General features: G+C 63.4%; 13 protein-coding genes. 12 read left to right on the top strand and 1 reads right to left on the bottom strand.

All coding sequences use genetic code 11. The annotated features are described in order from the left end of the window. Window positions 1-36: 36 nt before the first annotated feature. From G9X64_RS05620 to G9X64_RS05675, 12 genes are all read left to right on the top strand, one after another. Entirely contained in the window at window positions 37-384 is a 348-nt protein-coding gene (locus G9X64_RS05620) for a DUF736 domain-containing protein (RefSeq protein WP_171376120.1), read from the top strand. Between the two features lie 3 nt (window positions 385-387). Next, a complete protein-coding gene (locus G9X64_RS05625; protein ID WP_171376121.1) occupies window positions 388-1152 on the top strand; it encodes a lytic transglycosylase domain-containing protein in 765 nt (254 codons plus the stop codon). A 244-nt stretch (window positions 1153-1396) separates the two neighbouring features. After that, window positions 1397-3136, top strand: a complete 1740-nt coding sequence (locus tag G9X64_RS05630) for a relaxase/mobilization nuclease domain-containing protein (RefSeq protein WP_171376122.1) — start codon at window positions 1397-1399, stop codon at window positions 3134-3136. Between the two features lie 25 nt (window positions 3137-3161). Next, window positions 3162-5147 carry a conjugal transfer protein TraG gene (locus G9X64_RS05635; protein ID WP_171376123.1) on the top strand — a complete coding sequence of 662 codons (1986 nt, stop codon included), beginning with the start codon at window positions 3162-3164 and terminating at the stop codon, window positions 5145-5147. Window positions 5148-5157: 10 nt separating this feature from the next. Then, the gene (locus tag G9X64_RS05640) at window positions 5158-5592 is read left to right on the top strand and encodes a CopG family transcriptional regulator (protein WP_171376124.1); all 435 of its coding nucleotides are present in this window, start codon (window positions 5158-5160) and stop codon (window positions 5590-5592) included. 75 nt (window positions 5593-5667) lie between these two features. Next, window positions 5668-6114, top strand: coding sequence for a hypothetical protein (locus G9X64_RS05645; protein ID WP_171376125.1), 447 nt, complete (start codon window positions 5668-5670; stop codon window positions 6112-6114). Window positions 6115-6497: 383 nt separating this feature from the next. Further along, a complete protein-coding gene (locus G9X64_RS05650; RefSeq protein WP_171376126.1) occupies window positions 6498-6926 on the top strand; it encodes a c-type cytochrome in 429 nt (142 codons plus the stop codon). 12 nt (window positions 6927-6938) lie between these two features. Next, entirely contained in the window at window positions 6939-7391 is a 453-nt protein-coding gene (locus tag G9X64_RS05655; RefSeq protein ID WP_171376127.1) for a (2Fe-2S)-binding protein, read from the top strand. Window positions 7392-7394: 3 nt separating this feature from the next. After that, window positions 7395-9614: a xanthine dehydrogenase family protein molybdopterin-binding subunit gene (locus tag G9X64_RS05660; protein ID WP_171376128.1), complete on the top strand. Its 2220-nt coding sequence runs from the start codon at window positions 7395-7397 to the stop codon at window positions 9612-9614. A 473-nt stretch (window positions 9615-10087) separates the two neighbouring features. Then, window positions 10088-10555 carry a (2Fe-2S)-binding protein gene (locus tag G9X64_RS05665; protein ID WP_171376129.1) on the top strand — a complete coding sequence of 156 codons (468 nt, stop codon included), beginning with the start codon at window positions 10088-10090 and terminating at the stop codon, window positions 10553-10555. Continuing rightward, entirely contained in the window at window positions 10552-11244 is a 693-nt protein-coding gene (locus G9X64_RS05670) for an Isoquinoline 1-oxidoreductase subunit (protein ID WP_171376130.1), read from the top strand. Before G9X64_RS05665 ends, G9X64_RS05670 begins: the two co-directional genes overlap by 4 nt. Before the next feature lie 32 nt (window positions 11245-11276). Continuing rightward, window positions 11277-13478 carry a xanthine dehydrogenase family protein molybdopterin-binding subunit gene (locus G9X64_RS05675; RefSeq protein WP_171376131.1) on the top strand — a complete coding sequence of 734 codons (2202 nt, stop codon included), beginning with the start codon at window positions 11277-11279 and terminating at the stop codon, window positions 13476-13478. Here G9X64_RS05675 and G9X64_RS05680 read toward each other — a convergent pair. Further along, complete coding sequence (locus tag G9X64_RS05680) at window positions 13475-14545, bottom strand: AraC family transcriptional regulator (RefSeq protein ID WP_171376132.1); 1071 nt, start codon at window positions 14543-14545, stop codon at window positions 13475-13477. The two genes, G9X64_RS05675 and G9X64_RS05680, sit on opposite strands and share 4 nt — an antisense overlap. Window positions 14546-14702: the final 157 nt, after the last annotated feature.

Raw genomic sequence — 14702 nt, forward strand, 5'->3', positions numbered from 1 at the left:
CATGCCCAACCTCACCGCAATCTGAAGGAGGAAATCATGTCTCTGATCGGTCAATTCACCCGCGACGATGGTGGCTTCATCGGCCACTTGGAAACACTCCTGCTGCAGCAGGACATCATCATCATTCCGGCCGAGCCGTCCGATGCCGAGAATGCGCCGGATTTTCGCGTCCATATCTTCGACAGTATGAACAACGAACCCCGAGCCGAACTCGGCGCGGGTTGGAAGCGCACCGGTGAGAAGGCCGGAGAGTACGTCGCGCTGCAGCTCGACGATCCATGCTTCCCGCAGCCGATCCGCGCTAATCTGTTCCAGTCGGCCGACGACAAGTCCGCCTGGGGCCTGCACTGGAACCGCCCGCCCAAGCGCGGCGAGCGGGACTGAGCGATGCCGGTCCACCGCCATCGCGCTGTTGTCGGACGGTTTCCCACCGTCCGGCACACAGTCTTCCTTCTCCTTTCCGGCCTGTTCACCGGCCTGTCGTCGACCGTTCCGGCCGCCGCACAAGACGCATCGGTGGAGCGCGCATCACCTAGCGATCCCTATGCTGGTCATATCACCGACGCAGCGCGCCGGTTCGGCATTCCGGAGGCGTGGATTCGAGCCGTCATGCGCGTCGAAAGCCGCGGTGATGTGCGCGCGATCTCGCCCGAGGGCGCGATAGGCCTGATGCAGATCATGCCAGCGACGTGGCGCGATTTGCGCGCTCGACATGGTCTCGGCGGCGATCCCTACGACCCACGCGACAACATCATGGCGGGCGCTGCGTATCTGCGCGAGATGCACGATCGCTACGGTTCGCCCGGCTTTCTGGCGGCCTACAATGCTGGTCCCGGGCGCTATGAGGAATATCGCACGACGGGTCGCACATTGCCGGCCGAAACGCGCGCCTATGTCGCCGCTCTCGCACCGATCATCGGTGGCGGCGATCTTGCTGCCCCCATCACGGTAGCGACCGCCGATCCGCTCGCCTGGACCCGTGCGCCGCTCTTCATCGTGCAGGTCGATAGCAGGCCGCGTGCAGATCAGCAGCATGCGGACGCCGATCCGGCTACACCATCTGCGGCAGAGTCCGCGGCCGATCCGGCACAACCTGCACTGCGATCGGACGGCCTTTTCGTGATGCGTTCCGATAGTGCGGGGCCGCGATGATGGGCTTCGCACTCTCTGCGGCATTGTCGGGCTCTGGCGTAGAATTGGCGTCAGAAGTGGGAAAAGCAGTCACCACAACCGCACGATGGCAGGATAAAGGGCCGCGATGTGCGGCCTTGTGCGGTTGTAGTTTTTCAAGGGGTTATGGCGCCTTTGCGCGAGGTGCGCCTGATCGGCGCAGCCTGCGCGCGCGGCGCTTGCCCAACGATTTCCTCGGCTTTGCGCGATGTGCGGGGCCACGCCCATGAGCACCGAGGACGATTTCCGCATCCGGCCGGGCCGCATCCGCTCGACGCGCGCGCAACAAGTCAGACCCTTCATCGCGCAGGCGCTCGCCGCCGCGCAGAAGGCCGGCGGCGCGGTATCCCGGCAAGGAAGGATCGGGCCGGGCAACCGCTCGCGCTTCGGCCGCGGCCAGCGCGCGGCTGTGCAGGCCAACCGCCTGCTGACCGCCCGCTCGCGGGGCGCCGTCGTCAAGGCGCGGGTCGTGCGTCAGGGCGGACGCAACGCGCCGCTCGCCACCCACCTCAATTACCTCCGCCGCGAAGGCGTGACCCGGGATGGAGAGAAGGCCCGGCTGTTCGGTCCAGACGGGGATGACGCCGATCCCAAGGCGTTCGCGGAGCGGTGCGAGGACGACCGCCACCATTTCCGGTTCATCGTGTCGCCCGACGACGCGGTGGAGATGGCCGACCTCAAAGAGTTCACCCGCGAGCTGGTCGGGCAGATGGAGAAGGATCTCGGCACAAGGCTCGACTGGGTCGCCGTCGATCACTGGAACACCGAGCATCCGCATGTGCATTTGATCATGCGCGGCGTCCGCGACGACGGCGAGAATCTCGTCATCTCGCGTGACTACATCAAGGAGGGCATGCGCGACCGGGCACGCGATCTCATCACGCAGGAGCTGGGGCCGCGCACCGATCTGGAAATCCGTCGCACCATCGAGCGCCAGATCGAGTCCGAGCGCTGGACCAATCTCGATCGCCAGCTCGCGCGCGACGCCTACAGGACCGGCGTCGTTGATCTCGCCCCGCATCCCGACCGGCAACCGGATGAATTCCACGCCCTGAAGGTCGGGCGGCTGCGCAAGCTCCAAGGCCTTGGCCTTGCCGACGAGATCGGCCCCGGCCAATGGACGATCTCGGAGAAGGCCGAGGCGACGCTGCGCGAGCTCGGCGAGCGCGGCGATATCATCAAGCGCATGTACCGTGCGCTGACCGACCGCGGCATCGAGCGCGGCGCGGCGACCTATGTCCTGGCCGGCGAAAGCCTGAACGACCCCGTTGTCGGCCGGCTGGTGACGCGAGGTCTCGACGACGAACTCAAGGGCACGGCCTATGCCGTCGTCGACGGGGTCGATGGCCGCACCCACCACATCAAGCTACCCGACCTCGAGGCCGCGGGCGACGGCGCACCGGGCGCGATCGTTGAACTGCGCAAGTTCGACGACGCGCGGGGGAAGCGGCGCGTCGCGCTTGCCGTCCGCTCGGATCTGGACATCTCTGCCCAGGTCACCGCGACCGGCGCGACCTGGCTCGACCGGCAGGCGATCGCCCGCGATCCCGTTGCGCTCGGCGGCGGCGGCTTCGGCGCGGAGGTTCGCCAGGCAATGGACAGACGGGCCGAGCATCTCGTCGGCCAGGGCCTCGCCAAGCGGCAAACGCGCGGCGTCAGTTTCTCGCCGGGGCTGATTGACACGCTGCGGCAGCGCGAGGTGGAGGCCCTTGGCGAAAAGCTCGCGGCCGAGACCGGCCGACAATTCTCGAAGGCCGGAACGGGCGAGTATGTGGCGGGCACCTATCGCCAGCGCTTCGCGCTCGCGTCGGGCCGCTTCGCCATGATCGACGACGGCCTCGGCTTCCAGCTCGTGCCCTGGTCGCCATCCCTCGAACGCCAGCTCGGTCAGCACGTCTCCGGCGTGTCGCGCGGCGCCGGCGGTGTCGACTGGAGCTTCGGCCGCAACCGCGGGCTCGGCATGTAGCCCAATCAAGAAAGGAGTGCCCGCCATGTCGGCGACCAAAATCCTCTGGGGTCAGATCCTCACTGTCGGCTTGATCGTCCTGATGACGACTTGGACGGCGACGCAGTGGACGGCCTACCGTCTCGGCTTCCAGCCGCAGCTCGGCCTCCCTTGGTTCGAGCTGGCCGGCTGGCCGATCTATTATCCGCCGGCCTTCTTCTGGTGGTGGTACTTCTACGATGCCTATGCGCCGCCGATCTTCGTCGAGGGCGCCTATATCGCAGCGTCGGGCGGTTTTATCTCGATCGCCGTTGCCATCGGCATGTCGGTCTGGCGGGCACGTGAAGCGAATAACGTCGAGACCTATGGCTCGGCACGCTGGGCGCGGGATGACGAGGTGAAGGCCGCCGGCCTGCTCGGTCCCGATGGCGTGGTGCTCGGCAAGCTCGATCGCGACTATCTGCGCCATGACGGCCCCGAGCATGTGCTGTGCTTCGCCCCGACCCGCTCCGGCAAGGGCGTGGGCCTGGTCGTGCCGTCGCTGCTGACCTGGCCGGGCTCGGCGATCGTCCACGATATCAAGGGCGAGAACTGGACGCTGACGGCGGGCTTCCGCTCAAAGCATGGCCGCGTCCTGCTGTTCGATCCGACCAACCCGAAGTCAGCCGCCTATAACCCGCTGCTCGAGGTGCGCCGTGGCGAGTGGGAGGTCCGCGACGTTCAGAACATCGCCGACATCCTAGTTGACCCGGAAGGCAGCCTCGAAAAGCGCAATCACTGGGAAAAGACCAGTCACGCGCTGCTGGTCGGCGCGATCCTCCATGTCCTCTATGCCGAGGCCGACAAGACCCTCGCCGGCGTCGCCGCCTTCCTCTCCGATCCAAAGCGGCCGATCGAGTCGACGTTGGCGGCGATGATGAAGACAGCGCATCTCGGCGAAGCGGGTCCGCATCCCGTCATCGCCAGCGCCGCACGCGAGCTGCTGAACAAATCGGACAACGAACGCAGCGGCGTGCTTTCGACTGCGATGTCGTTCCTCGGCCTCTACCGCGATCCCGTCGTCGCCGAGGTGACCCGACGCTGCGACTGGCGCATCGCAGATGTCGTCGGCGGCAAGCGGCCATCGACGCTTTACCTCGTGGTTCCGCCCTCGGACATCAACCGGACAAAGCCGCTGATCCGCCTGATCCTCAATCAGGTCGGCCGTCGCCTCACGGAGGACCTGCAGGCAAAGGGCGGCCGACACCGCCTGCTGCTCATGCTGGACGAGTTTCCGGCGCTCGGACGGCTCGACTTCTTCGAGTCCGCGCTGGCGTTTATGGCGGGCTACGGCCTCAAAAGCTTCCTGATCGCCCAGTCGCTGAACCAAATCGAGAGGGCCTATGGGCCTAACAATTCGATCCTCGACAACTGCCATGTCCGGGTCAGCTTTGCGACCAACGACGAGCGAACCGCCAAGCGCGTGTCGGACGCGCTCGGCACCGCGACCGAGATGCGGGCGATGAAGAACTATGCCGGCCATCGGCTTTCGCCCTGGCTCGGCCACATGATGGTGTCGCGGTCGGAAACCGCCAGACAGTTGCTCACGCCCGGCGAGATCATGCAGCTTCCGCCCTCCGACGAGATCGTCATGGTCGCAGGCACGCCGCCGATCCGGGCGAAGAAGGCGAGGTATTACGAGGATCGCCGCTTCCAGGACCGAGTGCTGCCGCCTCCAAAGATCACCAAGCCGGATGGGGCCTCGTCCGATGACTGGAGCAAGCTGGCGTTGCCGCCGTCGCCAGAAATCCTGACGGTCACGGCGGGGATCGACCCAGATGAGGAGGACACGACCGATTCCGAGCGCCGCCGCCAGCCCGAGCTGAGCCACGTGCAGCCGATCGCCAAAGTGGCGCCGATCGAGAACGAGTTCGAGATCGACCCGGCGGACGACGCGGATGACGACGCCGCGCGCCTCAGCCGGATAAACCAGAAAATGCGGCAGGTCGCCCGCCAGGCTTCGCTCGACCCGGGCGACGGCATCGAGCTTTAGGAGTGCCGCGATGACGAAATCCCCGAAGAAGCAGCGGCTCTCCGTCTATCTTGAGCCCGACGTCATGAAGGCGCTCTCCGCCCACGCGGCCAGGCGTGGTCACTCACTCTCGCTCGTCGCCGAGGCCGGCATCGCTTCCTTCCTGTCGCCCGACGCGGCTGAACGCCAGGAGGCAGCGATCACCAAGCGCCTCGACCAGATTGACCGACGTATGACCCGCATGGAGCGCGACGTCGGTATCGCCGTCGAGACGCTGGCCATCTTCGTCCGCTTCTGGCTGACCACGACGCCGGCCTTGCCCGAGCCTGCCGCTCAGGCCGCTCGAGCCAAGGCCGGCGAACGATACGAGGTGTTCATCGCGGCTCTGGGTCGTCGACTCGCGACCGGGCCGAAGCTCAGGCAGGAGATCTCGGAGGACGTCGATCCGTCGCGCGACGCTGACTAGCGCAATCAGACCGAGCCTTGTTGATGCCGCGTTGCGGATCTACCACAACACGAATACCTGCTGTTGAGGTTCGTTATGCGTATCCGGTCATCGCTCTATTTCCTCGGCATGGCAGTCACGTTCATGCCCGCCATGATCAGTTGCACGTCCGCAGAGGTGGCTCCGGTTGCGGCTTCTCCGCTTGCCACGCCGAATGTCGTGATGGTTGCCGATCCGCGGCCGCCATTCACGTATTGGGCTCCTGAAAACTCGACAGTCCGAAATCATCCGCGTGAGCCGGGTATCTGGATCGCGGAGTCCCCAAATGGCTCGCGCAAATTTTACTACGGCGACCAGTGCCGTGCGTCGGAATTCCAACGCTTCATCGGTCAGAGCGTCGATGCGCTTCCGGAAAAGCCAGCCAATGCGACGTGGCGTCTGTCCTGTTCAGCGTGCGCACGAACTTCAGATCTGGGTTGGACAAGAATGAACGTCTCCTACAATCAGGAAACGCGAAGGATTGACGACATCTCGTGCGGCTAGCCGGGCACTGGGCCTGCGTTGCGAGCCTCTTCAGCGCGATGCAACCACGGCTACGCGTGTGGCTCGCGGAGGAGTCGGCGAACACGCTCGCAAGGACAATGTGTCCGTCTAGGACAACGGCCTCAACTGCCAGAATAGTGATGGCGAGCACGCAAACTCGGTCTGGCGGGAGAGACCGCACCGTGCGTTAACATTGGCGAAACAGTCGCCGAGACGTCCTGCATATCGGCGGAAACGTGTTGCCAACACGGCTACAGTAGTGAGCGCATCCATCAGGATATCAAACATCAAGTTCGGACGATCAAAAAGATATCACGGATTTCCGAGCATAGATCGTTTCTACAGGCATAACTATCGTATCGCCTGACTATGGAGGCGATACAATGATTTGCACCACGATCCATTCCATACCCGCGCCGGCAGCAGATCGGATCAAAGGACCGGCGGGCGCTCTGTTTACAATTCTTTTGCCTATCGGGCTGTTCTCTGCGTCTTCAGCCGCCGCTCAGGAGGCAGATGGAGAGCGCTTGTTCCGGCAGCGTTGCGCCGCCTGCCACAACATCGAGCCGGGACAAACCAAAATGGGACCCCCACTCCTTGGCGTTATCGGCCGGACTGCCGGCACCGTCGAAGGCGCGAACTATTCCCAGGCCATGCAATCTTCCGGGATCACCTGGGATCCCCAGTCACTCGAGACCTTTCTCGCCGCGCCGCGCCAAATGATCCGCGGGACACGGATGACCGTCAGCATCCCCGATGGCGCACAACGGGCTGCAATCATCAATTACCTCGAGAGCCAATCACCAGATTGAGGAGAAGCATTTATGACGACCTTCACGATCAACGGGCGAGCGGTTGATGTCGCCGCCGAACCCGATACGCCGCTCCTTTGGGTGATCCGCGAGCATCTGAAGCTCACCGGCACCAAATTCGGCTGTGGGATTGCGCAATGCGGCGCGTGCACTGTCCATATCGACGGAGAACCGACACGCTCATGCCAGACCTTCCTGGAAGACGTTGCGGGCCGAGAAGTGACCACCATTGAAGGTCTGTCGCCGGACGCAAGCCATCCACTGCAGAAGGCTTGGATCTCCGAGCAGGTGCCGCAATGCGGATACTGTCAGTCCGGCCAGATCATGCAGGCGGCAGCACTCCTCGAACACACTCCCGCCCCCACTCGCGAGCAGATCATCGCTCACATGGACGGCAACATTTGTCGTTGCGGGACCTACGTCCGCATCATCAGCGCGATCCAACGCGCCGCACAGGAGGGCTGAGCCATGACCCACATCTTGCAGCCTCAGAGCCGCGCACTGTCGCGCCGCAGCTTCCTCGTCACTGTCGGTGGCTTAGGCATCGCAGTCGCGTTCGGGAGATCGCCCGGCCTTGCATACGGTGCAGACATGGCCCCCTCCGCCCAAGGTGACTTCCGTCCTAACGCCTGGGTCACGATCGCGGCGGACGGCACCGTCAGCATCATCTCACCTGCGGTCGAGATGGGCCAAGGCATCACAACGACACTGCCGCTCCTCGTCGCCGAGGAGCTAGATGCCGATTGGAACCGTGTGCGGGTCGTGCAGGCGCCCTCCGATGCCGAGACCTACGGTAATCCCGGTTTCTACGGGATACAACTCACCGGTGGTAGCGAGTCTACGCGCGGCTACAATGCACTGCTCCGGCTAACCGGCGCCCAGACCCGCTTGGTCCTTCTTGCAGGTGCGGCTGGCATGCTGAACGTGCCAGTGAAGGAGCTCGAGACCGAGCCCCACAGGGTCGTGCATCCACCCTCGGGCCGCTCGCTCGACTACGGTGAGATCGCTGTCAGGGCAGTGCTTCCGGATCCAATGCCGCAGGCGACTGAGGCTGATCTAAAGCCAAGCGACAGGTGGCGCTATATCGGAAGCAGGACAATCCGGCGCATCGACGTGCCCTCCAAGGTCAATGGAACCGCCGTCTTCGGTATCGACGTCCAGCTTCCGAACATGCTCTTTGGAGCGGTTCTGCGGGCGCCGGTTCAGGACGAACGGCCTGAGACCATCGACGACGCCGAAGCGCGAAACGTGCCCGGCATCACCCAGATCGTCCCGCTGCCCTACGGCGTCGGCATTATCGGCGAAACGGTCGAAGCTACGAAGCGTGCGAAAGATCTGCTCAAGGTGACCTGGAGCACCACATCACGGGTCAGAAATTACACAAGCCAGCGGCTGATCGACGAGTATCGCGCCGTCGGCCGCGACCTTGGCCAGCAAGGTGTTCCTGCACACACCAATGGTGACGCCGAGGCTGCAATTGCCGGGGCCGCGAGGGTAATCGAAGTCGACTACATGAGCGACCATGTCGCCCACGCGACCATGGAGCCGATGAACGCCACGGCGCTTGTCACCGGCGACAGGGTGGAGATCTGGGCGCCGACCCAGGGTCCGACGGGCACACAGGGTTTCGCGGCAAAGGTGGTGGGCACTACGCCCGACAAGGTCAAGGTCAACACAACCCTGCTCGGCGGCGGGTTCGGACGCAAGGCGGAGGCGGACTTCATCATCGATGCGGTGTCGCTGGCCAAGGCCGTGGAGGGCCGGCCGGTTAAGGTCATTTGGAGCCGGGAAGATGACGTCCGGCACGACACGTTCCGGCCACTCGAGGCACAGCACGTTAAGGTCGGACTCGATGCCGAGGGGAACATCGTCGGCTGGCGGCATCGCATCGTAGCGGACTCGATCTTTGCACGCACATTGCCGCCCGTCTTCGCGGAGGCAGGCGGTCACGACGACGTCGTGACCGAGGGCGCAAAATTCAATTACGCAGTGCCGGCCCACCAGATCGAATACCTGCGGCAAGACAAGGGTCTCGCCATCGGATTCTGGTTCGCGGTGGGGGTCGGCTATACGAGGTTTGCGATCGAATGTGTCATCGACGAGATTGCAGCCGCCAGGGGCATCGATCCCGCCGCGTTGCGGCTGGAACTTCTCAAGGACCAGCCGCGCGCGCGAAAGGTGATCGAGACCGTTACCCGGATGGCTGAGTGGGATCGCACCCGGGACGGTCGGGGGCTCGGCCTGGCCTACTCCGATGCCTTCGGCTCGCATTGCGCCCAGGTCGCCGAGGTTTCTCTCAACCGCGACACTGGCGAAATCCGGGTGCACAAGGTCTGGTGCGCGATCGATCCCGGCGTGGCGATCCAGCCCCTCCATATCGAGGCCATGATGATGACCGGAATCACCAACGGTACCGGCCATGCCCTCTTTGAGCAAATCAACGTCGTCAATGGCGAGGTTCAGGAGTCAAATTTCGACACGTATCGAGTGATCCGCATGTCCGAGGCGCCTGAGATCGAGGTCGCCGTGGTGCCGACGCCCGGGAGTTCGTTTGGCGGCATTGGTCAGGCTGGCCTCCCTCCCACGGGTCCGGCAATCGCCAACGCTGTCGCGCGCCTCACCGGGGGTGTGCGACTTCGGCACTATCCGTTCACGCCAGACCGAGTTAAGGAAGCACTGGAAGCCTGACCTTCTTCGGGCCTCGCGGTGGATTGGCCCAGCCCACATAGCCGCGCTACATCGCAGCTATGTGGGGGGCCCGTTTCAATCTCTGCGCCGCCTTACCTGCAGGCCATGATCATCTTGTCTCGGTGGCGTTCCCACCGCTTGATGCTGCTTGACCTATAACGCGCATTACCTTGCTGCTGGATTACGACATCGTGGGACATGCGCCGACCACCCGCCTCTTGTCCACGCTACGGCAGAAGGCTTTCGATTAAAAGCGACTCTCCCCAACTTTATCGAATTGAAGGGTTCGGCAATTCCTCGCTCTTCTTCTCACTAGCCCCTGCGTCCCAGGTAGGCCGTCCACTTTGCGTCCCGTAAAGGCGGCCAATCACGCATTTGTAGGAATGAGCAATTTATTTGAAGGATCGCGCGTGTTCGTCTGAGCCGGAACAGAATAGCCTCTCAGGTGAAATAGCAAATCCCGAGAGTTGTTCATGCCGTATGCGATCTCCGTCAATGGCCAGGTTCACCACGTCGAAGATGACGGGGAGACTCCCCTCCTCTGGGTGCTTCGCGATACGTTAAAGCTGACCGGCACGAAGTATGGCTGCGGTGCTGCGCAATGCGGCGCATGCACGGTGCATGTCGATGGCGAGCCGATGCGTTCCTGTACGCTCCCGCTGGAGGTGGCTTCGTCCGCGCGAATCACCACGATCGAGGGTGTAGAAGGCGCCGACGTGAGAGCAATCCAGAATGCCTGGGTTGCGCACGACGTCCCACAATGTGGCTTCTGTCAATCCGGGCAGGTGATGAGCGCGATCGCGTTGCTTCGCACCATCGAGAAACCAACCGACCGCGATATCGATCTAGCCATGAGCGGCAACCTCTGTCGATGCGCGACCTATAACCGGATACGTGCCGCAATCCACGACGCGGCGTCGAAGTTGGGTATACCGACATGAGTTCCGAGGCAACCACCTTCGGGAACTGGCGTCGCCGACTTAAGGTTGGCGTCTTATCGTTACTTGGGCTGATCGTGGTGGTGGGTGCGGGCGGCCTTGCCTACGCGCTATACCCCCGGACCATGCCGCAGACACAGATCCTCGCGGCCAAGCTGCAGCCTGTCGAGATCGAGCGCCTGCGCCTTGCGGCGGACTTCGATACGATCGCCGATCCACGGGCGCGGTCGGTCGCGCTGTTCGAGGAAGCGGGTCGCGTGATACAGCACCCGCGCTGCATGAACTGTCATCCGCGAACAGATCGGCCGACGCAGACGGATGGCATGCGGGCCCACACGCCTTGGGTGACGCGCGGCGTTGATGGTGGTGGCGCGTCGACGCTGCGCTGCAGCACCTGCCACCAGGCTGAAAATTTCGTGGCGTCCGGTGTGCCGGGCAATATCAATTGGAAGCTCGCTCCAATCGAGATGGCCTGGCAGGGCAAGACGCTCGGCGATCTCTGCAGGCAACTTCTGGATCCCGCACGCTCGCACATGACACGACAAGAACTACTCCACCACATGACAGAGGACGAACTGGTCGGCTGGGCATGGCATCCGGGCGCAAACCGGCGGCCTGTGCCCGGCACTCAGGCGGAGTTCGGCGCGCTGATCAAAGCCTGGCTGGAAACCGGTGCAGCCTGCCCGCCATGAGCAGGCCGCGCACCCCCGACAAGAGGATACCCATGACGGATTTGCCCGAACAGAAATCGCGCTTCCGGATGACGCGCCGCCGGTTAATCCTGGGTGGATCGCTGATCGGCGGCGCACTGGTCGTCGGCTACATCGCAGCCAACCCGATGCAGGTCGCCGGCGCAATCCTGCAAGGCGGCGGCGGCGATCCCGAGCCCAGCGCCTTTGGACCCTTCATCCGTATTACTGAGGACGGTTGGGTAACGATCGTTAGCAGGCAGCAGGAACTGGGTCAGGGCATCCATGCCGGTCTCGCCGCGATCGTCGCCGAGGAGCTCGACGCGGATTGGGACAAAGTGCGCGTCGTCGATTCGCGCAGCAATTTTCGCGCCTACGGCCCGCAGATGACAGGAGCGTCAAACGGCATTGCATCCAATTGGGACCTGATGCGCAATGCCGGTGCCGCGGCACGTACTATGTTCGTGGCCGCGGCCGCTCTCCGGTGGGGCGTTCCGAGCGGCTCAATCGATGTCCGCGACGGCATTGTATCTCACCTCGACTCTCGCCGCACTGCCACCTTCCCGGAACTCCTCGCCGACGCTTCGCGCCAGCCGCCGCCGGAGTCGCCCATGCTTAAACAGCCGGCGGACTATCGGCTGATCGGCACCGACAAGGTGCGGCGCAAGGATAGCCTTTCGAAGAGCACGGGCGCCCAGGTCTACACGCAGGACATCCAACGCCCGGACATGCTGGTCGCGATGGTCGCGCATAGCCCCCGCTTCGGCGGCACGCTGGCGCGGTTCGATGCATCCGACGCGCGCAAGGTGAAGGGCGTCGTCGATGTCTTCGCGATCGAAACCGGCGTTGCCGTGGTCGCCGACACGACTTTTGCCGCATGGAAGGGGCGCGATGCGCTTCGCATTGAATGGGACGACAGCGAAGCCGAAACGCGCTCCACGCACGAACTCGTCCGCTACTATCACGATATCGCGGCAGGACGCAGCGATGTGGAACCGGCCGAGTTCGATTCCAAGGGCGACGATCCTGAGGTCCCGTTCGATGGTGATGTCGCGGATTTCGCCTTCGACTTTCCCTATCTCGCGCATGCGCCGATGGAGACACTCGACTGTGTTGCCCAGGTGAACGGCTGGGACGTCTCGATCACATCGGGCGCGCATCTGGCGACGGTTGACCAGGTCTATGCGGCGTTTGCCGCCCGCACCATTCCCGGCAAGGTCGACATCGAAGTGGTGCCTGCCGGCGGGTCGTTCGGCCGCCGCGGCGTTCTGAGCTCCGACTATCTCGTCGAATGTGTGCGGATCGCCAAGCGGACCGATGGCCGCCCTGTCAAGCTGATGTGGAGCCGCGAGGACGAGATAGCATCCGGCTATTTCCGGCCGATGTCGCATCACCGTGTGTGGGTTCAATTGGGTCCGGACGGGTTTCCGACGCGCTGGCGCATCCACAGCGTCTGCCAATCGCTTCTTCCCGTTGGGCCGAACTCTCTGGCAACCGAAGGGATCACCCACTCGCCCTATTTCTCGACCGCTTCGACCGTCGATGGCAAGATCTTCACCCCAACTTTTCCGGTCGTCGTCGGCTTATGGCGCTCGGTCGGTCATTCCTATACCGCGCTGGTGATGGAGCATATCGTCGATCAACTTGCCCGGCGGGCCGGCCTCGACCCGGCAGGATACCGACGTGTGTTCTATGAGAAGGTGGGGGATAGGCGACGGCTGGCAGTTCTTGACGAGCTTTGCCTGAAGGCAGGCTGGGGCACGGCCGTCGAAACCGGGTGGTCACGGGGTCTCGCCATTCACGAAGCCTTCGGCACGATCGTTGGCCATGTCGCCGAGGTGCGATTGGTCGACGACCGGCCCATCGTCCGCCGCGTTGTTGCTGTCGTCGATTGTGGTATCGCAATCGCGCACGACCAGATCGCAGCGCAAATGGAGGGGAGCATCGGCTTCGGTCTGTCTGCTGCCCTGTATGGCGCCATCACGCTAAAGGACGGTATCGTTCAGGAAACCAATTTCGATCGATACCTGGTTGTGCGTATGAACGAGATGCCGGTCGTCGAAACCCACGTTATCCCCTCCACGGGCCGACCGACCGGTATGGGGGAGCCGGGGGTAGCGCCAATTGCACCGGCGGTCGCGAACGCGATCCTGGCATTGACTGGGCAGCCAACGTCACGCCTGCCCTTCCTCGACGGAAACGCGCGCAGCAATTCGGACGTGTCCGTGCAGTCCTAGCTGTTGGCGGATCCTGCAGGTCTTTGATCCAACGCAAGTCGTCCACCCGCTGCCGCCACAGCAATCTTGTGCTGAATGCGACGGCTCTCATTATCGGTATCCGGGCGCCGCTCATGGGACAGCAAGCTTGCGGCAACAGACCTTGTCTCAGGCTCAACCTTCCGCCAGCGCCCATATTGACGGGGCGAGCAGCCCATGACGCGTTTGAAGGCCGTGCTGAACGCGCTTTCCGACTCATAGCCGAGCCAAGCGGCAACCGTCGCGACGGGATCGCTTGAATTTTCCAGCCTCTCGCAGGCAAGCAGCATCCGCCATCGCGCCACGTACTGCATCGGCGGCTCCCCGACGCGCTCCTTGAACCTGAGCGCGAAAGTCGAGCGCGACATGCCGGCGATCGTACCAAGCTCTTGAAGGGTCCATTGGTAAGCGGGTTCGGCATGGATTGCCTTGATCGCGGCACCAAGCTGTTTATCCGCCAGAGAGAAGAACCAGCCGACTCGGTCTCCGCCGCCCGTGTCCAGATGCACACGTAGTGCCTGCACCAGCATCATATGGGCCAAATGCTGCGCGACCAGGGCGTTGCCAGGCTGCTCTTCTCGCAGTTCCTTCATCATTTGCTCGACAGACCAGCGCAGGGCTGCCTGCTCTGGCTGTTCGTGGATGTGCACGATCGGCGGAAGCATGCCCAGCAGCATATCGGCCTGATTGCCTCTCACGCCGAAGCGGCTTCCGACAAGAAACAATCCGCCGCCGCCATTGAGCGTGACGACACCACCCCTTCGCGCGGCCGGGAATATCTCCCCGGCCCCAACCGCGCCGCCATCGATGCTGCTGCCAAGCCGGAAGGGGCGACCAGTCGGCAGCACGAAGCAATCCCCAGCCACCAGGCGCACCGGGTCGGCAACGCCGTCGACGGTGAGCCAGCAGTCACCGGACACGACCGCATAACATTTGATGAGCTTGTGCTGGTCGCCGAACTGGACAGCCCAGTCGCCGCCAGCGTCGAAGCCCGATGAGACGTAGGCATGTGGCTTGAGCAGAGAAAGGACGTCTGAAAGTGGATCCATGGCTATCTCGGACGATTGCGAAGATAATGAGGATTATGCAGCATAGACCGTCCTAATGCAACGGCGTAATTTCGAGGCCGAACGTAAATGCTGGCGAGGCACATTTGCTGGTCAGCCGGTGCGAGACGCGTCGGCCGAACTTGCGCCTTCAAACACT

Origin of the sequence: Rhizobium sophorae (assembly GCF_013087515.1) — a bacterium.
Classification (GTDB): Bacteria; Pseudomonadota; Alphaproteobacteria; order Rhizobiales; family Rhizobiaceae; genus Rhizobium; species Rhizobium sophorae.

Bases quoted from the DNA above. Each gene is read 5' to 3' on its own strand.
- G9X64_RS05620 (WP_171376120.1), top strand. From the start codon at position 37: ATGTCTCTGATCGGTCAATTCACCCGCGACGATGGTGGCTTCATCGGC.
- G9X64_RS05625 (WP_171376121.1), top strand. From the start codon at position 388: ATGCCGGTCCACCGCCATCGCGCTGTTGTCGGACGGTTTCCCACCGTC.
- G9X64_RS05630 (WP_171376122.1), top strand. From the start codon at position 1,397: ATGAGCACCGAGGACGATTTCCGCATCCGGCCGGGCCGCATCCGCTCG.
- G9X64_RS05635 (WP_171376123.1), top strand. From the start codon at position 3,162: ATGTCGGCGACCAAAATCCTCTGGGGTCAGATCCTCACTGTCGGCTTG.
- G9X64_RS05640 (WP_171376124.1), top strand. From the start codon at position 5,158: ATGACGAAATCCCCGAAGAAGCAGCGGCTCTCCGTCTATCTTGAGCCC.
- G9X64_RS05645 (WP_171376125.1), top strand. From the start codon at position 5,668: ATGCGTATCCGGTCATCGCTCTATTTCCTCGGCATGGCAGTCACGTTC.
- G9X64_RS05650 (WP_171376126.1), top strand. From the start codon at position 6,498: ATGATTTGCACCACGATCCATTCCATACCCGCGCCGGCAGCAGATCGG.
- G9X64_RS05655 (WP_171376127.1), top strand. From the start codon at position 6,939: ATGACGACCTTCACGATCAACGGGCGAGCGGTTGATGTCGCCGCCGAA.
- G9X64_RS05660 (WP_171376128.1), top strand. From the start codon at position 7,395: ATGACCCACATCTTGCAGCCTCAGAGCCGCGCACTGTCGCGCCGCAGC.
- G9X64_RS05665 (WP_171376129.1), top strand. From the start codon at position 10,088: ATGCCGTATGCGATCTCCGTCAATGGCCAGGTTCACCACGTCGAAGAT.
- G9X64_RS05670 (WP_171376130.1), top strand. From the start codon at position 10,552: ATGAGTTCCGAGGCAACCACCTTCGGGAACTGGCGTCGCCGACTTAAG.
- G9X64_RS05675 (WP_171376131.1), top strand. From the start codon at position 11,277: ATGACGGATTTGCCCGAACAGAAATCGCGCTTCCGGATGACGCGCCGC.
- G9X64_RS05680 (WP_171376132.1), bottom strand. From the start codon at position 14,545: ATGGATCCACTTTCAGACGTCCTTTCTCTGCTCAAGCCACATGCCTAC.